Origin of the sequence: Enterococcus sp. AZ071 (assembly GCF_050499065.1) — a bacterium.
GTDB classification, from domain to species: Bacteria; Bacillota; Bacilli; order Lactobacillales; family Enterococcaceae; genus Enterococcus_A; species Enterococcus_A ferrettii.
This window is the reverse complement of sequence record NZ_JBIPAS010000001.1, coordinates 3,063,134-3,087,142: the sequence shown is the minus strand read 5'-3', so window position 1 is coordinate 3,087,142 and position 24,009 is coordinate 3,063,134. Positions and strand designations below refer to the sequence as shown.

The window sequence follows — 24,009 nt, the reverse complement described above, 5'->3', positions numbered from 1 at the left end:
AAATTTGATTGCAGTTGATCGTTGCTACTGTTTCGTTTATTAATTAGATCCTGTTTTTAGTCTCTATTTTTTACAGAACTTTTTTCAGTTTGTTCATTTTAGATTTATATCCATTGTATTGATCCTCCTAATTAAATTTGATCAATAGTTAATTCACTAATTGCATATAAAATTGCTTGTCCAGCTAACTCAACCTTGTCCTTTGTTACTGTGCATTGGAGGGTTCCTCCACGAGCAGAGGCTTGCCTTGCGACTAATGTCTTTTTATTCAGTTTTTGTGCCCAAAGTGGGGAAATATGACAGTGCCCAGAACCACAGACAGGGTCTTCAGAAACGCCAAGTTTTGGTGCAAAGCTTCTGCTAACACAATCAAATTCTTGACCAGCTGCAGTCACATGTAAAAGAAGTCCAGGGAGCTCTTTTGCTTTTTCTAAATCAGGTTGAACCATTCTTACCGTTTTTTCGTCAGTTAAGACACAGACTAAATCACGCCCCATGTAGGCTTCTAGTGGTTTAAAACCAATGACTTCTGCCATTTCTTGTGTGATTTCTACTGGTGTCAAAGCATAACTTGGGAACTGCATTTGATAGAGTAGCTGCTCACGTCTTACGATTAATTCCCCACTTAGCGTATCAAAAATGACAGTCTTTAAATTTTTATCAATATAATTCATCAGAACAAAAGCAGTAGCCAGAGTCGCATGACCACATAAGTCAATCTCACCACCGGGTGTAAACCACCGCAAATGGTAGTGATTGCCTTCTTTGACAGTAAAGGCAGTCTCTGAAAGATTATTTTCTTGCGTGATTTTTAACATTAACTCTTCGGATAACCATTCTTCTAAGATACAAACTGCGGCAGGATTACCTTCAAATAGTTTTTCTGCGAAGGCATCGACAATATATTGTTTCATGTTTTTACACTCCTTTTCCTGAGAAAGTACAGACAATGAGCTCAACTTCACAAAGAATAGTTAAGGTCATTTTTTAACGCTACACAGGTTCTAGCTAGTTCATAAAAAAATGTTTGTAACTTTGATTAAATATAGGTTAATCTCCCATTGCAGTAAATAATTTCATGTACGAATCACTCCTTTTTTACTTATCTTTGTAGTGTCAGTAGTCAGTATAAATATAATGTTTTGCAGAAGATCATCGAATTAAATAGTCTTACCAAGGTGACCTAAGTATCGGGCGATGCTTCAATCTAATTATGTCGCATTCTCTTGAAGAAAAAACAGAACATCACCTCTTGAAGTTACTTTTTCCACAAAAGACCGATTGTACAAACAACGGAGATTCAGTGTAACTATAAAAAAGATAGCTACAATCTTACGCCAATTAATTTCGAGCAAAAATCTCATTAATAAAAGAAAGACCATATACAAAATAAAAAACCATCGAAGAGGAATGTTGATACTTGTAAAAAGGCTTAACAAAAATAAAATTAGTGAAGAAAAACCAATAAATAGCCACGTTTCCCCAAAAAAATTATTGGAATATCGGAGATACTCCTGTTTCTTTTTTGTTTATTATAGACTACGACAAAATCCTCTGTCTACAAGCAAGTGATGGCTAAATATTCCCTTACTCAGTTGGTAGAGTATCCTGCTCGTAACCGTCGGAGTGCAGGTATGTAAAATCCAGAATCTAACAAAAGTGTTAGATAAATAAATGGATAAAGGCACATACTTTTGCTATGCTTACACACTAGATTAGATATCTAAAAAATATTGGAATAATGATAGTTATAGCAATGATAGGTGTAAGTTATTTTGGATACGAATACCACTCAGAAATATATAAAACTGAAGCTGCTTATACTACCATTCCAAACGAAGACCCAAAGAAAGAATCCTCAGAAGATGCTAATAAGAAAGTAGTGGAAAAAAGCTATTTCTATAATTACAAGCTTAGATTTGTAAGGGAAATAGAGTATGAATTGTCAGGGACTGACCCACATGATTTCGAACCAGGCTCTTGAGTCAAGGCTGAGGTTAATAAAAAAAGGGAGGTTTCTTCTATTGCAAGTAGAATTATTCAAATTACTAGAAAATCGAAACAAATTTTGTTACAAGATAATTGAACTATTTCAAGTTGAGCAGGATTGGGTAGAAGTCCAAACGGTAAGTACGAATTTAGAAATTAGTGAACGCAGCGTCCAACGTTATTTTCACTATCTCGATGAAACCATAGAGGAGTATAATCAAACAAACAACAAGCACGTCAAATTCTTTTACGAAAAATTCAAAGGAATAAAACTAGAGTTTTCGGATTCCTCAGTTGAACAACTAAAAATTCATTTAGCATGCAATGACGAAAACTTGCAACTCTTACTTGATTTATGCCTTTTGAAAACCGATTATATCAAGAAATACTCCGAAAAAAAATTTATCAGTATTTACTCTATTAAACAGTCGGTTAAAAAAATTAATCAACTATTGTCTTCATTTAACCTGATCGTTGATGCCAATAAACTGGAATTTGTAGGGGAGGAAAAAACGGTGCGTTTCTTCTGTTACATTTTCTTATGGACGCTTTTCAAAAATGGGAATTGGCCCTTTGAATACATAGATGAAGATCGATTGCACCGAACGGTTGATCATGTAGAAGACGGATTCGGATATTGTTTTACGGCTGTTCATAGAAAAAAAATTGCCTATTTTATAGCTGTCTGTTTGCTGCGAAGTAAAAAGAAGTTCTTTATCGTTGATACAGAGAATTGGGATCAATATATTAATTTCAGTGCCTTTCGAAGAAAAGAGCTAGTTAAGACAGTCGAACGAGACCATCAAGTGTTTGAAGAAAATGAATTTATGTATATTTTCGTCATTCTGGAGATGACCCACTGGATGTACCGGCCTGGCAAAGTAAAGGATCTTATCTTGGAGCATCACCAAACAAGAAACACAGATGTGTATGTAGCAACAAATCTCGCATTTAAAAAATTTCAGAAAGACTTTTTTGAGATTCCTAATGGGATGCAGGAAATTTTTTACACCTTCTTCTTTTGTACTCATCTACAAAGTAGGATTTTTCCTGGTATCTACTTCGATTTGGATGACTTTACCTCCTTGGGCGAGTCTGGTTTTCCTAAAAATTTGACGATGAAGTTAAAAGAATTTATTCGAGAAATGAAGGTCTTATCCCAGCTCGAGATTTTTGACGAAGAAGAATTATTATTAAAACGGTATCTGTTGCTTTTCTCATATTTTGAATACTGGTCAAGCTTTGAACCAAAAGTCGAAATTGCTATTGATGCAGATCTCTCTTTTCTAGTAAGAGAACGAATGAGGAAAATGATTCAAAATCATTTTGACAGAAGATACAATTTAGAGGTGATCATTTCAAACCCCTCTCTCAAAAGAAACTGTTTGGTCGTGACTAATATGCCGTCTATTAACGATACAAATACTGGCAATATTTGTGTGGTAGACCCACCTTTGCGTCAAAAAGATTTTTTAATCATTGAAAAAAGAGTGGATAAACTTTTACGCGAATTGTATTAATGCTAAGGGCAAACTTCTGGCTGCTAGTTACCTTATTGTAATGAATACTTTAATTGAAATCAGTGAAACAACTGTGGGTTTGTCAACTAAACTGTGGAAATTATCTAACTAATAGTCTTTTTACAAGTAAGGATCTATCAGCAGCCTACCCAGTCATAAATGGTCTGATCGAATTCAGCTAACTTCACTTCTCTTTCGCATTGATATTCTCGATTCTAACCGATAGGTAGAACAAACTGTGTAAGTTGCTCAACTAAGTCGAGTGGCTTACACAGTTTATTCTATACGCTTGTTTTTTCTAATCTTCTTTAACAAAGTGTAACAACTGTTTTTCCATTTTTTCGTAGATTATTTGATACTCCTGTTGTGAGGCTACCAGGCTTCGATATAATTCTTTTGACTCGTCCTTCTGTTTTTGTATTTTTTCTTCCGCAACCAACATGATTTTCTCTGCCTGTTTTTGTGCATCCTGAATGATACCGTCTCCTTGCTTTCTGGCAGAAATTAAAATTTTACTGACTTCTTCTTGGTGGAATAATTTATCCTTTTCTTGTTGTTCTATTTTCTTTTCCAATCGTTGTGTTTTTTGTTTTTCCACATCATAAGTACCTTGTAGTTCTGCTATTTTTTTATTTAATTCATTGACTTGTTCAGCAGTAGCGATCAACTGATTGTTTTGAATTGCCAGTCGTTTACTTTGCTCGTGCTCTATATCTTTTTTTTCCAGAATTTTTTTGTGTAAAGATTCTACAGTACTCGTTAATTCCATATTCTCTTTCTCTAAGATTTCAAACTTATGATGTTCCTCTGTGGCTTGTTCCTGTAAGTGAATAATATTTCCATGTGCGGCATATAAGGCTTCTTTTAATTGACTGAATTCTTTTTCATCTGCTTCATTTGACGTACTTTCTGTAGAAGGTATCAATCCTTCTATTTTTTTTGTTAAGGTATTATTTTGTGAAATGAGCGCTTCTTTTTCACTTAATAATTGCTGCATTTTTGGTTTTAACTCTTCTATTTTTCTTGATAACAGTAGAACCTTATCTTTTAATTGCTGCCTTTCATAGATCAATTCTTGATTCATCAATTCATCTTTTTCTTCCTCTGAAATTTTGTCCGATAGTTTCTTGTTCTCTCTTTCTAGCTGCTCATTTTGTACCGTTAGTTTCTTTGTAATAGCTGTGACTTCAGACTGGTTATTCAACATGTCTTGTTGTATCTTTTCTAACAACTCTAATTGCTTTCGTAATTGCTGATTCTCATCTTTTAGTTTTTGACTATCACTTATTTCTTCTTTTATTTTCATAGGTAATATTTTTGGCGCTACGCTCCCTTGCCGACTCTTTTCTTCTTTAGAATTGCTTACAGCTGCGATAGAAGTAGGCTCTTCTTCTATTCTTTTCTGAGGCCCATTTTTTACCTTTTCTAGCTCGTCATCCACTTCCTCAGATAATTCATTTATCTCTTGCAATAGACTCTTACTAAAAAACCAACTATCTTTTTCTCGTTTCTTCTGTTTTCTTGTCATATCCATATCAATACTCCTTTACTTATTTGATGTTTCATCAACTAATTTAAACGATTGTTTATCATCCTTACGATCATAGGTGCAGCTATAAACTGTCGTATTTTTTTCGGAACTATTATTAATCTGAAAATGTACCTGTGTTAATTTAGGAACATCCTTTGCTTCTACTACAAACTTTTTAATATTTTCCTCAATGATCTCTTTACTGGATGACTGATTTGAATCACCAACTAGGGATAAACTAAGCGTTTTAGTGGGAATATCTATCGATAATATACATGTAGAGTAACCAAAATACGGAACTAATCGTTCACTTAAATCATTTTCAATACTTGATTGTAAATCAGTTTTCTTTTCTTCCTGAAATAATTTCTCCCATGAGTAATCTACTAAATTAAGCCCTTTTTTGGGATAGGTCTCCACAGGGATTTTTGTAATAAGCTGCTTTTGTTCCTTTTTTAATGCATAAGTTTCGTCATTTAAACGTCTACTTTCTGCTTGTAATACTTCTACATTTTTCTCTGTCTGAAAGGAGTACATAGACACACATAAGATGACTAATCCAATAAGAAATCCGTTGACTAAAAATACTTGGATATGTTTTGATTGCTCTTTTTCCTTAATATATCGCAGTTTTCTCTTTGCTTGGTGCGAGACAACTCCCTGTTGTTCCACTTTTCGAATACGTAAATTAATATAAAATCGATAACCATTCAAACTTAATATAATCAAAATCAAAGACACTATAGCTACTTTTAGAATAATCGATAGAAGCATGCGGAACCTCCTTTCTTAGTTAATCGGTCGTAACTTATAAAATGGATAAAGACTGTACTGGACTTTTCCTTCTATATCTGATAATTGAACGAGTCCGAAAGAACGGCTATCCTTTGATACCGCTGTATGATCTCCTAAAACAAAATAATAATCCTTAGGAATTGTTGTTTTTCCTGAAAGTTGATGCGCCACTCTAGGATCTATCTCAAAGATATACGTTGTTGAAAACTCCTTATCTCCTATACTTAAAATTAAACGATTCCCTTGGATGAGCATAGCATCTCCAGGTAACCCTATAATCCGTTTGACAAACATTCCGGATTCCTTTGGCATAGAAAAACCAATAATTGAATACCGACTAATTGGTGATTTCTTATTCACTAATACATAATCTCCATCCTGCAGAGAGCCTTCCATAGAAGTTCCTGCCACAGGATGAATTAAATAATTTGTATGCACCCATAACAAAACAAAAGCAACCATACAACAACTAAAAATGGCTAAAAGTATTTCTTTTAAAGGGTTAGTCTTTTTCTTTCTTGTTCGTTTCATTGCGGTCTTATATAGGAAACTAGCTGAGATTTTGCTAAATCATTTGGAATCACTCGATAGGAGATAACTGTCCCCCCTACAACATTCCCTTCAGAAATTAAAATACCTTGGTCTGTTACGGCCTCCACAAAAGCAACATGTCCATAGCGAGCATCTGAACCCGCTGTACCAGGACTAAAGGATATTAGATAACCTGCTTTAGGTGTCTGAGTGACTTCATAGCCTAACGAACGACCTTTCATTACCCATTCTCCCCCATTTCCCATGTAATCATCTACATGACCGCCTAACTGAGCGACACGATTATAAGCGTACCAGGTACATTGCCCCACAGGGTATGATCCTGAAAGATTATAGTTCTTTCCATCGTAGTCTGGAAATGTCATTTTCTTCCGATAGGCTTCAGGAATGCTGTCTTTACTCTGCAAGACAACGCTCGTGGCTGCTCCTTCTGCTGGTAGCTTTTCATCATACTTTGTTAAATGATACGCTGAAATAATAGAGCTAATCTTGTGATGATATAAGGTATCTGTCGCATACTTTCCAGTGAGCGATTGGGCAGCTCTTAAATAATTTTTGGCTTCTGACCGCCAAGCTTCTTGATAGTACTCCGAATTTCCAGAAATCCCTTCTCTAATAAGCGTTACGTAGTCCCCAAGAGACTCTGCATAACTAGGATATTTTCGAAATGCTGCAGAGATTGTGTAAAGTTCGCCCGATCCATTATCTTCTTGTGTCGCCAAGTTAACGCTCTGCCCTTCGTAGCTTCCTTTTACACCAAATAGATTGTAATTAGGTGCGGAGGATAAACCACTTGATCCAGACCCACTTTCTAGAATTGCTTGTGCGATCATAACGGAGGCAAAAACATCATATTTTAATCCCAATTTTTGCGCATCTTTCCCTATTTGGTCAATAAATTGCTGCGTGTTTTCTGAAATATCTATTTTTATATTTGAGGGGTACGTTGATAATATCTCTTTCCCATACGTTGTTTTAGTGAAATTGTCTGTCCGTTTCCCGATAATCGTTTCCCCAGATTTTCTTTCAGATAGTAAGGCGACCTTCACACTGTTTTCTGTTTCATCGTTCTCTTTGGACTTTTCTTTTTTAACAGTTAAATAGTGATCTTCTCCTAAATACATCCCTATAGGTTTATTTTTTACTAGTAAAGTGTCTCCAGGTTGTAATCCTTCTAAATGATCGATCGATTGGCTCTCCATAGCCGTAAACTCTTGATCAAATAATTGAAGATACATTTCTGACAATAACTGTTCATTTGTATAGGTTTCTTCTTTTTCTCCCAATTTTCTCAATCCTTCATACACAAGAAGCCCTTGATTCTCGTTGCCAAAAGAAGAAAGTAAGGGTAGTTCATAACCGTTTAAATCAGATTCTGCCACTTGACTCACTTTTAAATCTTCATCTAATGTCACCTCATGTTCTCCTAAGGGATTTGTATTTCCAATAGTAGGTAAGGGTGAATAATTTGTTGATACTGATCGTTGAGACGGATAAGGAACGATATTCGGTTGTCGCACGCTCGGGACAGTCGCTGGTTCATTTTTCCCACTTTCTTGATTAGGTTTTGTCGTACTCTCTGTAGTACTAAAGCTACCACTGCCAGGTTTGGTTGTACTCTCTGTGGAGTTTGAACTGTTGCTTGGCTTTGTCGTACTCTCTGTAGCACTAGAGCTACTACTGCTGGGTTTGGTTGTACTCTCTGTGGAGCTTGAGCTGCTGCTTGGCCTTGTTGTACTTTCTGTAACACTAGAGCTGCTACTACTTGGTTCGGTTGTACTCTCTGTGGAGCTGAAGCTACTACTTGGCTCCGTTGTATTCTCCGCAGCACTAGAACTGCTGCTTGGCTTTGTCGTACTCTCGTCACTGGATTGTGACACTAATTGTTCCGGTTCTGCAGGGGCTTCCACTACTTCAGAAGGGAAGTCAGGACTATCCTGCAGCTGACTATTGTCTGCAGGTGTCGTTGGTTCAACAGTATCCTCCACAATAGAAGCCTGCGTCGTCTCTACACTTGTTTGGCTGCTTTCACTCATAGTTATCTCATCACTTGCCTTAAGACTCTCTCCCTGGGCCATGTAAATAACCCCTCCTAAAGCGAGTACCACTAAACTACTTCCTAAAATTAGTTTTTTCATTTCTTTCTCCTATCTTATTAGTGCAAAAAATAGTATGGGTAAAACTAAGAAAATAAACATTGGTACCATTGTTTGAAGGGGCTCTGACACAAATTTTCCAGCAATCATCATGGCAAATTGCTGAAAAGGAGGAATCGGTTGTTTCTTTACTAACTTTTGAGGGCTTGCTCCCTTTTTTTTCTGAAGACCTAATTCCTTCAATCTTTCTTTAGGCGCCTCGTTCACAGATTCTTGGGTAACTAATTCCCCTTGGACGACCTCACGGTAGGGTGTCCCTATGTTTCCTTCGCAGCGAAGTAATGTAATCAATGGTCTGCCATTGACCTGCTTTTCCACTACACCTACTTCTGTATCCTCGATTACTTCATTACGAACTACTTTATACGTATAGACATCTTGAAAATCAGTGGCATAAATCAAATCTCCGTCATTTAACTGCTTAATACGATGAAGTAAAACATCCTGATCATAAATATTATGGGCAAGTAAAACATAATTATCCTTCCCTAACTGTTGGTCCGAACGATAGGTAGCTGCACCTGTCAAAAGATTTTCATTAGTCAACCCCGCCAGAATAGGTAAATCAATGGATACCTGAGGGATCGCTAACTTACCTACTCCCCAATTATTTGTCGATTCCATTAACATACTTTTGGCTTTTGCGTAATCTGATACATTGACACTGGCAATTTGTCGCTCTTCATAGTTTGCCCGTTGAATTTTGTCCAAATTATAATTACTCAAACTCTCAGTTTCACCAATCTCTATAGGCGCAACTGCCGTGTCTTCTTGCATTGTAAGATACCCATACGTCGCAATTCCTAAGATCGTTAACATAAATAGAAAGATAATAATAAAGTATGACTTTGTTATCAAAAATAAACGTTTCAACCGTTTTCGACCTTTATCCATCTTCTCTGGATCTATTGAGCGGAATTGTTTTAAGTAATGACGATAGAGAAGCAATAAAAGTAAAAATAGTAAGAAATTAAATAGAAGAGCGAATAAGACAATATTTTGGTAACTCCACAAATTTCTCTTTTTAACCTGCTGTTTTAACGCTTTTTGATAAGGAATACGATGACCGGTTACCAATAAGCGATAGGTGTTTATCCCTGGCGGCGTGCACGTTAATAAAGTAACTTGATCCTTTCCCGGATTAATATGCACCTTCTCAACTTCATTTGGCAAAATCTCCTCAAATGAGTCAATTTTATAAGCTAGCTTTTTTCCTAAAATATTAATGTAGAAGATATCCCCTTTTTCTAAGCTTTTAATATCACTAAAAAGCACTTGGTTTTTCACGCCACTGTGACCAGTAATCACCGATCGCGTATTTTCTCCACCGATGGGAATGGAACTCTCTTCATAGTGACCCAAGCCTTTATCTAAGGTCTTATAAGAAGTGCCATGATAAAAAGGCATTTGTTTGATAGATATTGCTGGAATATCGATAGTTCCCATCACTTTAGAAGATTGTTTAATGACTTGCTGGTAATCAATTTTCGGCACTTCATTTCCTTGTTGCTTTTGAAATATGTATTGGTTATATTGTTGTGCCAATTGATATTGTTGTTCTCTTTCTTCCACGGTTAGATGTTTCAACTCTTCATTATATGAACTTGAGGCAGAACTGCGTTCTCGATTAGCCAATATATTTCCAACAATTGGATACAATAAGACCAGTACACCAGAAACAATCATAATAATGGCAAACACCATTAATCCAGAAATTTTCTTTTTAGGTTTCGTTTTTTCTTGCTTAGCCACAGACGGTCTCCTCACTTTTTAGAAAATCAGGAGTAACCGTTCGGTTACTCCTATTGTTACTATTTGTAATGATTTTTTTTTCTGAGGGTCCACAATCCTAACATTCCCATAATCATAAGAAATCCTAAGATCATTATTAATGATAAGTAAGTACCTATATTGCCACTTGTTTGAGGCAGTCGACCAGAAGCAGTATTTCCTCCTCCAGTTTTTGTTCCTGTAGAAGGAACCTTTGTATCAATGACACTGGATTTTGGATAGAGATATACTTCATTTAATGCCGGTCCTGACCGTTGCGGCAAAGGAAGTTCTAAAATAACTGGCTCCATCACTTTAGATAAGAGACTGTTGCTTTGTTCTTCAACCCTGTAAGTTCCTTGCGCCAAATGGCTCACCTTAGCGAGTCCATTCCCATCTGTCGTAATGGTTGTTGAAAATGCATCTGCTCCTTCTACTGGTTGGAAATCTGTCGTTTCCTGTACTGGGGAAACCCGAGTAATGACATAACTGATTCCTGCTAAAGGGGTGAGGCCGTCTGATCCGACCTCTGCTTTCGTCCCATCTACAGGAAAGGTCTCTGTCTGTTTACTGTCCGTAATTTTATATTTGACAATGGTAATAGACAAGTCAGTCTCCTCAGCCTGTACCTTGTCCGAAGAAAAGGTCAGAAAACTGATTGGAAGAAGCAAGATCATCAGTAACCCGAACAGTATTTTTTTTATCATCTTATTTTCTTCCTTTCACTTTTCTGGGACGGTAATACAACATCACCACTAGAAAACCTAGCAAGGTGATACTTGTGGCGACAATGAGAAGAAGCATGAATACACTATTTCCCCCGGTAAATGGTAAGGTAGTTTTTTCATTATTAGAAACATATAAGGGAATCGTTTGGTTTCCTTGGTTTACGGTTATCTTAATTGGGTCTTTTAATTTTTCGTACCCACTAGGCGCTTTTGTTTCTACCAACGTATAGTCTCCAGGAAAAAGTTTATCGAAGGCAATCAATCCGTCAGCATTCGTCGTAGCCGTATCAATTTTTTCTTCTTGATTTCCTGTGTAAATATCAAACACAGCACCTGATAGTGGTGTGCCACTAGCCTTTTCCGTATCACTCAACTTGCCATCTTTATTGGCATCTATTGCGGTTCCTTCAATATATTTGAATAAACGAACATTTCCTGGACGAATCAAACCAATATTTATATCTTTTACATGATAAATGGAATCATCTGTCCCATAGATTGACGCTAAATCATTGACCGTAGGTAACAGATATTCGGGTGTCTTATAATCTGTTGGACTGGCTTTTGAATTTAACTTTGGATCATTTCCTACTAATTGTTTGGTGACTTTTACTTCTTTTTTAGTAACCATGCCGTCTACTATAAATTCTGCGACATAGTCTCCTTCTGGTAAATTTTTAAAGGTATATTTCCCGTTGGCATCTGTTTTAATTAAGGAATCGCCAGAAGCATCCACAAACTTCTCACCTGTAAGACTTTCCTTCACTAGCTCATCTTTGTAACTAGTATTGTCTTTACTAGTACGATAAAGCTTGACTGGAATATCTTTGGCATAATCTTCTGGTGCGGTACTAGAAGTTTTATTCCCAATTAATCCATCTAAACTATCGTCATACCAAGCGACGCCAGAGATATCTCGACCTACCACGCGAACTCCTCGGTTCACCCCTTGAACAAATTGATTCAAACTAGAGTTTAATGATGGAGAGTTCACGTAAATATCTCCCGCCTGTTGTTTATCTGGTCGTAAAGTGATTTTGAAAGAGAGTGTCTCTCCAGGGTCCAATTTATCATAGGTAAACATGATGGCTTTCGCATTTTTTACGACAGATAAATCACTGCCAATGGTATACCAACCGGAATTCAAGGCAAGGCTATTAGGATCTCTATCTACAGCTACGGCGTTATTGGTATATCGTTTTGTCCCTGTCGTACTGCCGGACACTTGATCGACATTCACTACAGAATAAGTACCATTATAATTCGTCCCACGGTCGTCCCCTATAAAAGGTAAAACATCCAATACCCGTATATCACTCATGGCCACGGTTGAATGATTTTTAAAGGAGACCGTATACGTAAAGTCTGTTGGGTGGGTATCACTACTATTGGCAGGATCCACTTGATTTCCTGATTCGATATACGGTTTATCCACTACTTTATCGACGGTTATCGTCCCTGAGTTGGTGACAATCACACTCGTCCCAGCCGTTCGTTGACTTTCTGCAGAAGAATCTCGAATGGTATCATCCTTTTCTAGCCAAATATCACTGACCACAGAAGCTTTTAACGTGGCAGAATTTAATACAAAATTCAACTGAGAAGGCACAATCGATGTGTCAAAGGTTATCTTAGGATTATAGGTACTCCCTGCTGCATAATCTAATACCCAATTCAGCGTCCAACTACCGTCGGAATTTTTTTCCATGCCACTGGGGTCTGGTAAGGGATTTCCTTGATAGTCTACCGCTGTACCATTGGTATATTGAACTTCTTTGGGAATCGTCACTTTAAACTGAACCTTATGATTTGAATCTGCACCACTATTTACATTCCCGTCAACCGTCCATCGAATCGGCTCTGATGGGATATAAGCGGTTTTATTGGCACTAATAGTGGGACGAATAGTCATTGATCGAATGTATAAGGAATCTGTCCAATTTTCTTTTGGTGACATCCCTGTTTTTATCCCCCCTTGGTCTGTATACGTAGGCGCTTGATAGTTTAAATCACTGGAGGTCCCTGGGGCATACCTAATTTGTTTGTCTTCTGAATCATAGACAAATGCATTCGTAAATAACCCATTTGGATTACCAGAAGCATCTTGAATGCCTACTTTTCCACTAGCAATTAACGGAACATATAATCTTGGCATTGTAGTTCCACTAGGATCTACAACCTCCCAAACCATTTTTACAGCAGAAATTTCCCCATTAGCCTGTGCAGTAGCTACATCTGGATACCATGTATATTCGTTGTCGATCTGGTTCTGATTACGGTAAGTTACATCAGGAACCCCTCCCACTCCATAGTATAGTTTTGTTAACTGCGAACCACCGGTCCAATCATTGGGCATATAATACCTGCTGGAGTCGTATTTAAGACTATTGCTATTCCATCTACCATACTGAACAACTTTTTTGGCACGATAATCAATTAAACTAGTATACACACTACCAAGCAACTTACTCCCTTGAGTCACTGAACCATCTCCATATGATGCATATTGCCCACTGCTAGTCGTATTAGTGCTTAGACCTACTGCTGCAGTATTAAGAAAAGCACTATAAGTGATAAAACTTCCTGGCCATTGTTTATTCCAAGACATTAATAAACTAGATTCTACATCTTGTTCGATACCTTCGTATTTTACTTTTGATACGCTTAAGGTATAGTCCATACTAACTGAAGTTGCGCCTGTCCCCGTTTGTTTTTCTAAATATTCATAAGGAAAAAGTACTTGCATGGCTACAACAGAGAATGGTTCATCTTTGGAATCCATTTGTTTACCACCCAAAAACATTTTATTTTTTCCTATACTAGCTGGTGTGTAATCTGTATTTGTAATTTTTATAGTATTATTTGAAGCAATATTTTCTGCTTTTGGATTCCCAGTATCATAAATACCCATATTGGCTTCCGGTTTTTGAGTGGGCGGATACGTTTTCCGAGTATAACCTACAGGTGCTAGTAAGCCTTGACGAGAAATTGGTTTATAAATAGAGGCGTAAGCACTATATTCAGAAGTATATTTAGGATTATTTGCTGAAGTTGAAGGTAAACCATCATACATGATCACTTCCATAGGATCTGTGTCTGTTCCAATAGTTAAATTTTTACTAGTTGCTCCTGCTCGGTATACCATCTTTTGATCAACAGAATATTCTATCCCACCCACTGGATAAGTGCTTCCTTTGATACTATCTTTGGCCGTTCCCGTTCTTCCTTCCAAAGGTTTTAGTTGTGCATAAGCAGCCACAGTACTAATCATTGTGTTAGGTTTATCTTTATTGCCATTTGTTGCCTGTTCAAAACTAGTTTTTTTAGAACTGTTCCATACTAATTTGACATCCACATAAGGCTTCGCAGTAATCTCAGCCTCAGCCCCTGTAGCCATCTCTGGAATCACACTACTATCTACTACTTGGTTAACAGCTACCGTTGTCCCATCCGTTTTCTTTGCACTAATAATCGTTAAAGCAAACTTTGGTTGAAGCAAGTCTCCATTAACGCCTCCATAGGTGTCGATATTTACCGTGAACCATCCCTGTCCGGTCCCTGCTAAAGTTGTCGTCACACCATACTTAGAAGTTTTTGAACCATTTGCTTCTGTTGTGACGGTCCCATTGGTAATTTCTGCTGTTTGCCTTAACTTACCAGAGGAATCTTTTCTCCATGCATTCGGTAAGACCGTATCTAAACGAACCTCTAACGATTCATAATCTGAACTAACTGGAATACCATAATTAATCGTATATTGGACTGCATCGAAGGTACGAACCAAATCATTGTCTTTCCCACTGTCATATCCATCCCCACTTTTTGTATCAAAGGGGGCAACACCTGTTTCTTTTCCTACATCTACAGTCACTTTAAAAGGAGCGTCTTTACTAACTGCCCGTGATTCCAATAATGAGTCGCTAGATATCCCTTCATCCGTTTCTTCCTCAGGTAGGGCAGTTCCTTCTGTTTCTTCAGGAATAACAGCTTCTTGGTTTTCTCCCTCTGTTTCTTCTGAAGGATTTTCAGGAGTTGCTTCAGGGACTACAGGATTAGTATCTATTGGTTCATTTTTAACAAACTTCATTAAGGTTTGTTGATTCTCAGGCGCAAAGGCTTCCTGAACAAATAGTTCTATTCCTTCCTCAGTATGTTTTGTCACTCGAATCTTTTGTCCTTGATTGGCCTCTAATTTTAGATAAAGATCTTTGTTGCCATTCCCAATGTCTACTTGTAAATAAGGGACCAATTCCACTTTAGGGATTTCAGAAGAAGTCGTTGTTTCCTCTGTTTGTTCTGTCTCTTCGGTTACTTCAGCGCTTGCTTCAGTTAATTGAGACTGCCAACTTTTAAGAGTCTCTTTTTGTGTAAACTCCTCTTGACTCATTTCAGGAAGAGAAACCTCGTTTCCTGACTCACCAATAGGAAGGACTTCAAATTGACTATTCATTGGAATCTTTACTACTGTTGTTGTAGTAGATTTTAAAGTCAACTCTGCTGACTCTTCTTGTGTTTCAAACCCTGTCGCAGGAGCAGCTTCTTCTCCTGTAGTAATGGATACAAAAGGATTTTCATTAGAGGCTTTTAGTCGGTCCCCTCGAGGAATCATTACTACCAGTATCCCTATAATCAACAGGAGGGGGAAGACAATTACTCCTACTCTTTTAAGATTTAATTTCTTCCGCATCATTTTCCTACCTTTCTTCCTTCCTAAAGAGAAACTTTAGGTAACATTATTTCCTTAACCACTATGACAACCATTCTTTCTATAGAGGCTTGAGAGATTTCAATAAATAAACCACTAATTACATACCTTTTTTTATAATGACGCCTCGTCATTCATTGGTTCTCTAGTGTTAGATGATCCAAAATGAAAAGACGAATATTTTCATTAATTATTTACGATCGTTTGTTGACTAACTTAATAGATATCGTGACTGAATCAATACAATTTTTTTTGTTACTTGCTGGCGAAAATATTACTCACGAACTATTTGTTTAAGAAGGATAATATAGTTGATTGAGCTGTTTATAGTACTGTTTAACTTTGTATAGTATCTTTCATAGTTTTAGTGACACAAACTTTTAGGGATAGTGAATATACTTACTCACTATCCCTAAAAGGTATGATTTAGGAATAAGAAAAATATTCTTTTTACTTTTCCTTTCAGTTTTTCAATTATGCAGCGCGGCGTTTTTTCTCAATCACTACTGCTGCAGTACCTATTGTAATTGCTCCCAGGGCGATCACAATTAGTAAAGTCATTCCCGCACCCCCAGTAAATGGTAAATCACTTTTCTTTTTATTTTCTACATCTACGACAAGATTCGTATCTGTATCTAATTTAACTGTGACTTGTACTGGTTTTTTCAATAATTCATATCCAGATGGTGCTTTTGTTTCCACGATCCAGTAATCTTTTTGAATTTTGTCTTTTGTCCAAGTGGCTTCACTAGTGATACTCGGATCTTGTTTGCCGTCGCCATTGGAATCTGTAAACCAATTAAGAGCTAATCCGTCAAATTGTGCTACACCACTGGCATTAGAAGTTGAAGTAAGATAAGTAACACCACTAGGCAAAACAGGATCTGAAGATCCATCATCTTTTAATGTGTAAGATTTACCATCGGAAGCTAAATACTTCTTCGCATTCGCATTCGCTTCACTATCTGCAATATAAAATTCAGCGCCTTCTAATTTTGTATCTTTCGATTCTGCTGTTTTATTAATCTTGAATCCACCATTATAAGATTCTGGTTCATTACTTTCTTTTTCCACTGGTTTTTGTCCAGGTATTAAATAATTCAAATTGTATTTATTTGAAATTGTTCCGTTAAAGTCTTTATTTACGTGGGTCTTATACACTACTCGTAAATAAGGCATTTTCTTCTCAGTTAATTCTTTCATTCCTGCTTGTGTTAAATCTACAACTACCTTTTTAGCGTCTCCTGCCGTTGTGTTGGTCACAGGATTTCCAGCTACCACTTTTGTACCATTCAGAGTGACTGTATACTGTTTATCATTTGTTAACGTGGTCCATGAAGAACCATCGGTAGAAGACTGTACTTCGATATCATCTAGTAATAAGGCAGTGTTTAAATCATCGGTTACAGTAACATAGTTGGCATATACTTCATCTCCTGCAGCTACTGGTTTATCTGCAGTCGTTCCTGAAGTTGGATCATACACATCCGTAATAATCATTTCTTTATCTGCTTTAAAATATAAACCGTCTGGAAGCTTAGTCGTTGCTTCCCATTGGAAGTTATTTCCAGCTTTAATCGAGTACCCTTGCCCTTCTTCAATGGTCTTATCTAATTCAGCGTCTGTCACAATATTTTTTGGATAGACATTCACGTCGTAGATAAGTTTGCTTGTATCATCTCGTTTTGTTTGTGGTAACCACACGAAAAATGGATCCATCGGTTTCGCTACTTCACCAGTTTTGCCTTCTGTATCTGTGTAACTATATTTACCGCTAGAATCTTTCACTTCTCGTACCAGATAAATGCCATCTGCCTCTTTTTTATTAGTTAAGTCTTTGCTTACATTAAAAGTTAAACTACCATCGGCACCTGTCTTACCTGTCATTTTCGTGAAACTTGAATCAACTGTATAATCGGTTCCCTCTTTTTGTTTTAACGGATCTGTTAATGACACGCCATCTTTAGGTATCACACGAATCAATTCAAAGTTGACATCCTTCATGACTTTCTTTCCAGCCAAATCAGGCGCTGAACTAGGATCTAAGGTTTCTCCATCTCCTCGCCCACCTAATTCAGAAGTACTTTTGATTTCATACTTCCAAACGGTAACTGTCCGATCTGTTGTCGTATCTGAACTGGCATTACTACTAATGGTTTGTTCTGCATAAGCACTTGCACCCAATCCTATAGGTAATCCACCACCTAACATCACCAGTGCAGCTGTTGTCACTACTAATTTTTTTGTGAAACGAATCTTTCTATTCATCTTCATACCCCTTTTGTTTTTTATATTGATAATACAACCTACTGTTATTTCTTGATGTACGTTGTTTATAAATACCGATTTTATAAAAACCTTTAAATAACTTTTGGACCAGCAGCTAATTCTTTGTAATGTCTGGTATAACCCGTTTATCCATAAGAATGCCTCTTTGGAAATGGCAACACTTTTTAAACATGAACTTCAGCCAACAATCTCACAAACCTTCAATGCATGAAGGCTGTGTTATTTCCTAAAGCTTGCTGCTTTCCCCTCAACTCTCGTCCAATCATTTCTAATTGGTATCCTTTACCCCAACAAGTAGAAATTAATAAGTTTTCAATACCTTTAGCCTTGAATTTTTGTTTAATTCGTTTGATAATACAGGAAAGTTGACTCATATTTGAAAATGTCTCTCCGTCTGTCCAAAGTTGTTCGCATAATTCTTGACGACTGACAATATTCCCTTTCGCTTGAACTAATGTATGTAGTACTTCTTTTTCTTTCTTAGACAAACGGATGTGGTAGGTTTCCAATTCATCCTCAAAAAACTCAAAAGAAAAGAATTTCGTACTCTTCAAGCTATCTTCATTTTCAATATTTGTGTATGCTCGAAACATTTTTTCTCGAATTTCCGAAGCTAATGCTTCAGGGTCTATCCAGTCATGTATTCCTTGTTCTAGCCAGTAAAGCTTTTCTTCTTCTTCCAATTTAGTGTCTGTTTCTCGTAATAAAACGAGCGAATGATCGGAGAAGATCTCTAGTAATAGTTGCGTTTGCTTATCACCAATTGTGTTGCTAAATATGACTACCTGAAATTGTTGGCAAATCAAACTGACTATATTTTCTCTTTGCAGCTGACCTAATAATTGCGAGGAACACCAGACTTCATTGTTTAATGATTGCAACTTGTTCTGTAAACTCTTAGTTGCCAGAATATTTTCAGTTAAGACTAAAATCTGATATATATCTATCACCCTCCTTCAAAAGATTCAATTGTTTATAAAGAATCGAAATATTCTGTTATGAAACTGTAGGTGTACTTTCTGGAACTTTTCCTTTCACCTCCATATCGATGGTCATCTTGTTTTTCTTTTTCTGTTGACTAACGGTGTGTCTATCTAGGAGGGTGCCTCTTTCCCTAAAAAATTTTTTTAGGCGGCGCAACCTTTTTTTCTAACGGTTTATTAAAAAAGGCATTTCGATAAGATGCAGTATTAAGCTTGATAAGCAGCTAATCGATTACATCTATCAGAGACATCCTCTACTTGTTTCTGCGAAAAACAAGAATCCGATCAAAATCCTTGTCATATCAACATTTTTCATTGTGACCAGAAATACTGACGGGTAATGCTCTTGATTTAATAGATAAATAAATAACAGCTATTAGTCCTATTACTCCCTTAATCTATTATCCTTGTCCTCAAAAAAAGTCTCTTTAAGCAGCTGGAAAAGATAGCGCTTTCTTTAAAAAAAAGAAAAAAAGCCACCCCATAAAAATATTTACTTTTTTTTTTTTAATCTCTTCAGCGATGCACTAGGCTTTTATTAAGTTTTCCATCGATGAGATAATCCAGACACGTTGCTCCAACATCGAATCTGCATAAATATCTAAAGTCATTTGTGTAGACGAATGACCTAATAAGGAGCTTAAAGAAGCGATATCTGCTTTTGCTTCTAAGCAACGTGTCGCAAAGGTATGTCTCAGTTGATGAAAATGAATGTCTAACAGATTAGACTTTTCTTTCATCCGTTGAAAATGATAGGTAAGTACTCTTGGTTCACAAGGCTTATTATTTACTGAGAATACATAGTCACTAGTTGTTTGTTTTTTTAGTCTCAGCAACAATTTCTTAACCTTATTGGATAACGGAATAATCCGTTGGGAAGCAATACTTTTCACGGTCCCATAGTGCAGCTTCGTATGGTTCGTATTAGGCACCATAATTCGTTGAAAAGTAGATTTCACATGAATTAGAGAATCCTCAAAATCAATGTCCGCCCATTTTAGAGCAGCAATCTCTCCAATTCTCAATCCTGTGTGCAATGCCAAAATAACCGCTCTACTGTTGTTATTTGAATCCAACTCAACATTTTTTTCTAGGAGAGCCTGTTGCTTCTGTGATAAGGCACCTACTTTGTTCCTTCCTTCCTTTGGCAATTGAATAGTCAAACAAGGATTCTTAGTGATTAATCCTTGTTTAAATGCTTGATTTAGCATACTGCTCAATAATCGCATGACAACTTTAATACTGCTTGTTGACAACCCGTAGTCCTTCCAGCGTTCTAAACTCTCTTGAATTTCTTTAGCGGTAATGTGTTCAAGAAAAGTGGAAGAAAAATGGGGAAGCAGATAATGATCAATTTTATAGCTATAACTAGCTAGTGTAGACTCTTTAATTTGTTTATCACGAATCTTCAGAAATTGTGTGGACCATTGTTGAAAGGTTACATTTTTCGATCTCTTATCTAGAATCGGCGGTAACTGATCTTTTAGAATCTGCAGTGCTGATTTGACTTCTATATAAGATTTCCCATAAATAGACCGGTATTTTAATCGCCCATTTTTTTTTCTTCCGACAGGGTATCGTCCCTCCCAACGATTATCTTTTCTGAAATAGATGTTCTCTCCACTTCGTGCCATAAAAATAACAAACTCCTTTCTTAGGTTTGACGAGAAATTGTGACCACGAATTAAAAACAATTTTTCGTCATTTCTTTGTCAATTTCTCCTACTATTTTATTTTTATTTATTTATAATAGGCGATTATCATGTTGAATCTCTATTTGACTTGTTGTATACTCAGGATATACTAGAAAAGAAACTTCTTTTCTGATCCTTTTTTTCATGTTTCTCTTATTTTTTTCTTGTTTTTCGCAGAAACAATACAGGTTCTGTTACAAAGACTCTTAACAAGCTCATATTTAGGTTAAAAGGAAAACAGTACTATTAATATTGTGTGATTGACACAAACGGATTAATTTTAGTTAGTTGGCTACAAAAAAACTGATACATAAGCTGCACATACATTCTTGAAACGGCTGAAGAAACAATTCAGAGAACCATACGTTCTAGTAGCCAAGACAGCCCTCTCTATTAGTAATACTTTAAAAAATAAAAAAATGTCTCCTATACTACGACAGACTGCTGAATACTCGTCCAAGACTTGGACGAAATTAAGCGTCGGAGTAAATTTTACCAAGATATTCGAACAGCTTTGTCTACGTTTGAGGGTCTTGGAAACTTTTCAAGGAGTATACAAAAAAGCCAAAAAGACGAAACTCTTTTTGGCTTTTCAGTCTGTACAGAAGTAAAGATGTTAGTAGAATTCCCTGCCTAATCTATCGTCAAGAATATCCAAGTACGACTTATTTTTAACTTTGCAACAGAACTGCATTTTGGATATCGCATGACGGGAATATTTTATTGGTTAATTCACACGTTCCTACTTAAAATGAGTAACGACACAAGTTCTTTTGATGGCAACTGATGATTTGAGAGCTAAAGGCGTGTCAGAGTAATCCCTTACTTCGTGTGTAAATTAGCAACAGAGAGAAGTTAGGGTAATGAATAAGCTACCTGTTCTTTCGTTGGGATTTCAGATATTCTTCCACTGGAAAATTCGAAGATCATTTGTGAAATGTCTATTTATATTGCAGTAATAGTACCAGGATCTATCGTTTACTATTTCAATTATCCTAACCTACATTATGATCTGCTAAATATAATGCGTTAAATGCACTCAATGTTGACTGTACCGATACCAATCCTTTCTATTGGGCTAACGTTTTTAATCCAATTCAATAGTCTCGTCAAAGCACTTCGCCTTTCTGTTAAAACTAGAATACCGTACATTTTTGGGTAAAATTAGGGTGTTTATGACGGATATTCCGACAGATATTTTGGTTTTCTATGTCAAGAATCAAAACAGAAAAAGAGAAATAGTTATTTTCAGTAAAAAAAGTATTTGCAAATAAATTGAGTAACTTATAAAAGCTGATCCCTATTGTATCTGTCTAATCCCAACTATGGCATCCTTTATTGTTTTAAATTCTTGGAAATTTATGTATTCACGTTTCAAAATTGAGTGCAACCCTTACAGAAATTATCAAGTATGTATTTATCCATTAATTTTATTCTATCTTAATTGAAGACTAAACGTGACCTTAAGAAGAAAAGTCGATAATTCTCTATAAATATAGGAAATCCAGTTCGTATTAGAAAGCAGCATACAAAAATATTGTAAGCTTTTTTAGACTAAGTAATTTGAAATTATTATTCTCCTGTTTGTACACAATATAGTATACTATGTTGAATGTTGTATCCAAAATCAGTAAAAATCAGTTCTGTTTTATGGTCTTTTTTGGATAGATCTTTTATTAATTATAGTTTAATGTTACTAAAAATTTAATGATCCCAAATTTTGAAAGTGAGTGAAAAAAATGACTTGTTTTAATTGTGGTGAACCTTTAAATTCTTCATATACGATCTGCCCTATTTGTGGAGCCACGCAACCATATGTATCTGAAGAGCCATCCTTTACGCAACAATTTTCGAGTGAAATGGGCGAAGCAGCTGGCGGTGCCGCAAAAGGCATAATTGTTGTGACAATAATAGCTATTTTATTACCTATTTTATTATTTAACCCGATTACCATTTATTTTTGTCTGTATAAAAGGAGGATGTTTCCAAAACTTCATAAGTATTCTGAAAGTTTCATTTTGATATCTTCCATACTATTCACTATATCTTCCATTGGAATATTAGTCATAGGACTGAATAGTGTTTATGAGACAAAACCTTCAATAACCAATCTATTTAGTGCTTTAGGTGGATATTCAGTACTTTTTGTCTTACTATCATTATTTTTACTGGCTATAGCAAGACTCATGGAAAAGAGAAGCGTACTTTCAAAAATTGTTTTTGTTTTCCTCATAGGTTTTTTCTCAATAACCGTTCCATTGTCCATCGGTGCTTTAAAAAGCTATTTCGATTTTCCTGTAAATGGAGAAACTCGTCTAGCAAAGCAACAAGATAAAGTTGCTAAAGAAGAGCAAATAGAGCAAGAAAAAGCAGAAGAAATTAAATCAACACCAATGACCAATGAGAATGTTCTTAAACAACTAGGAGCTTCTGGCTATATGGTAAACGAAGTTACTGGAATGGCAGGAACAACCTTTAAAATATCTGATACTCATTTTCGAATAAGCAGCAAAAAGAACTCTGATGATACCGCAGACATATTTATGCTACCAGAGGATAGTGAAAGTCTAGAATTCAAACAATTGTTAAGTGATTACAAGATTAGTAACAGTGATGCTCAGCCTGGAGAGTGGTATATATCCTATGATTTCCCTTCAGGAAACCCTTCGCCTGCGAACCGAGTATCCTCATTAGATAAACTTCCTAGTGAATTTTAAGAAGATAAATACATTGTATAAAAAATCTTCTTATCGATCATAACTATAATAAACAGCGTGAATTTTAAGAAGATAAATACATTGTATAAAAAATCTTCTTATCGATCATAACTATAATAAACAGCGAAAGGAGACCTTTATGCAGCAACGATTAACGACCTTAATATGGCTTGTTTTGTTTGTCGGAATAGCTACCCTGTCTCTATTCCTCCTAGGCTCTTGTGGGAATGAAAAAGTCCAAGTAGGAGAACTCTTATCAACTGATCAACAATCTTGGAAAGTATCGACTGATCAGCAAAGCTATCAGATGACCTTTTCTCCGAATGGACTTGCAGAATTCAAAGATGGCGATGTCAATGGACAAGCTACCTTTGACATTAATGAGAGTCAAACAGAAATGATGATCTTGTTTATGCAGAAAAGTCCAAACAGTACCAGTGGAACAATAAAAAATTTGCAGGTAGAAAATGAGCGAATGATTGTAGGAGATTTTTATAAAGAAGATAGTGTGAAGAGTGTGCCTATTCAGCTCAGTAAGTAATTTTCCAAAATCAAAAAAACATCTAGTCCATATTTTCCA

14 protein-coding genes are annotated in these 24,009 nt (G+C 36.2%); 3 read left to right on the top strand and 11 right to left on the bottom strand.

Annotated features, from left to right (window positions below):
* Positions 1 to 131 precede the first annotated feature (131 nt).
* The gene (locus tag IGI49_RS15115; RefSeq protein WP_429962361.1) at positions 132 to 914 is read right to left on the bottom strand and encodes a PhzF family phenazine biosynthesis protein; all 783 of its coding nucleotides are present in this window, start codon (positions 912 to 914) and stop codon (positions 132 to 134) included.
* Positions 915 to 2,024: 1,110 nt separating this feature from the next.
* Between IGI49_RS15115 and IGI49_RS15110 the strand changes: the two genes are divergently transcribed.
* Positions 2,025 to 3,509, top strand: coding sequence for a helix-turn-helix domain-containing protein (locus IGI49_RS15110; RefSeq protein WP_429962360.1), 1,485 nt, complete (start codon positions 2,025 to 2,027; stop codon positions 3,507 to 3,509).
* A 298-nt stretch (positions 3,510 to 3,807) separates the two neighbouring features.
* Here IGI49_RS15110 and IGI49_RS15105 read toward each other — a convergent pair whose 3' ends face one another.
* The 10 genes from IGI49_RS15105 to IGI49_RS15060 form a co-directional block, all read right to left on the bottom strand.
* Positions 3,808 to 5,043, bottom strand: a complete 1,236-nt coding sequence (locus IGI49_RS15105) for a hypothetical protein (protein WP_429962359.1) — start codon at positions 5,041 to 5,043, stop codon at positions 3,808 to 3,810.
* A gap of 12 nt (positions 5,044 to 5,055) precedes the next feature.
* Positions 5,056 to 5,814, bottom strand: a complete 759-nt coding sequence (locus IGI49_RS15100) for a hypothetical protein (RefSeq protein WP_207705349.1) — start codon at positions 5,812 to 5,814, stop codon at positions 5,056 to 5,058.
* A 15-nt stretch (positions 5,815 to 5,829) separates the two neighbouring features.
* Positions 5,830 to 6,366, bottom strand: coding sequence for a signal peptidase I (gene lepB / locus IGI49_RS15095; RefSeq protein ID WP_207705350.1), 537 nt, complete (start codon positions 6,364 to 6,366; stop codon positions 5,830 to 5,832).
* The gene (locus tag IGI49_RS15090; RefSeq protein ID WP_429962358.1) at positions 6,363 to 8,525 is read right to left on the bottom strand and encodes a glucosaminidase domain-containing protein; all 2,163 of its coding nucleotides are present in this window, start codon (positions 8,523 to 8,525) and stop codon (positions 6,363 to 6,365) included. The genes lepB and IGI49_RS15090 overlap by 4 nt, the downstream gene beginning before the upstream one ends.
* Before the next feature lie 9 nt (positions 8,526 to 8,534).
* On the bottom strand, positions 8,535 to 10,247 hold the full coding sequence (locus IGI49_RS15085; protein WP_429964927.1) for a class C sortase: 1,713 nt from the start codon (positions 10,245 to 10,247) through the stop codon (positions 8,535 to 8,537).
* Positions 10,248 to 10,354: 107 nt separating this feature from the next.
* The gene (locus IGI49_RS15080) at positions 10,355 to 11,020 is read right to left on the bottom strand and encodes a pilin N-terminal domain-containing protein (RefSeq protein ID WP_429962357.1); all 666 of its coding nucleotides are present in this window, start codon (positions 11,018 to 11,020) and stop codon (positions 10,355 to 10,357) included.
* Position 11,021: 1 nt separating this feature from the next.
* Positions 11,022 to 15,728, bottom strand: a complete 4,707-nt coding sequence (locus IGI49_RS15075; protein WP_429962356.1) for a SpaA isopeptide-forming pilin-related protein — start codon at positions 15,726 to 15,728, stop codon at positions 11,022 to 11,024.
* Positions 15,729 to 16,220: 492 nt separating this feature from the next.
* A complete protein-coding gene (locus tag IGI49_RS15070; protein ID WP_429962355.1) occupies positions 16,221 to 18,014 on the bottom strand; it encodes a SpaH/EbpB family LPXTG-anchored major pilin in 1,794 nt (597 codons plus the stop codon).
* Between the two features lie 221 nt (positions 18,015 to 18,235).
* Entirely contained in the window at positions 18,236 to 18,985 is a 750-nt protein-coding gene (locus tag IGI49_RS15065) for a winged helix-turn-helix domain-containing protein (protein ID WP_347298792.1), read from the bottom strand.
* A 560-nt stretch (positions 18,986 to 19,545) separates the two neighbouring features.
* Complete coding sequence (locus IGI49_RS15060) at positions 19,546 to 20,652, bottom strand: tyrosine-type recombinase/integrase (RefSeq protein ID WP_347298791.1); 1,107 nt, start codon at positions 20,650 to 20,652, stop codon at positions 19,546 to 19,548.
* Positions 20,653 to 22,451: 1,799 nt separating this feature from the next.
* Between IGI49_RS15060 and IGI49_RS15055 the strand changes: the two genes are divergently transcribed.
* On the top strand, positions 22,452 to 23,429 hold the full coding sequence (locus IGI49_RS15055; protein WP_429962354.1) for a hypothetical protein: 978 nt from the start codon (positions 22,452 to 22,454) through the stop codon (positions 23,427 to 23,429).
* Positions 23,430 to 23,568: 139 nt separating this feature from the next.
* Positions 23,569 to 23,970 (top strand): hypothetical protein, encoded by a 402-nt coding sequence (locus tag IGI49_RS15050; protein WP_429962353.1) that lies wholly within the window; start codon positions 23,569 to 23,571, stop codon positions 23,968 to 23,970.
* Positions 23,971 to 24,009: the final 39 nt, after the last annotated feature.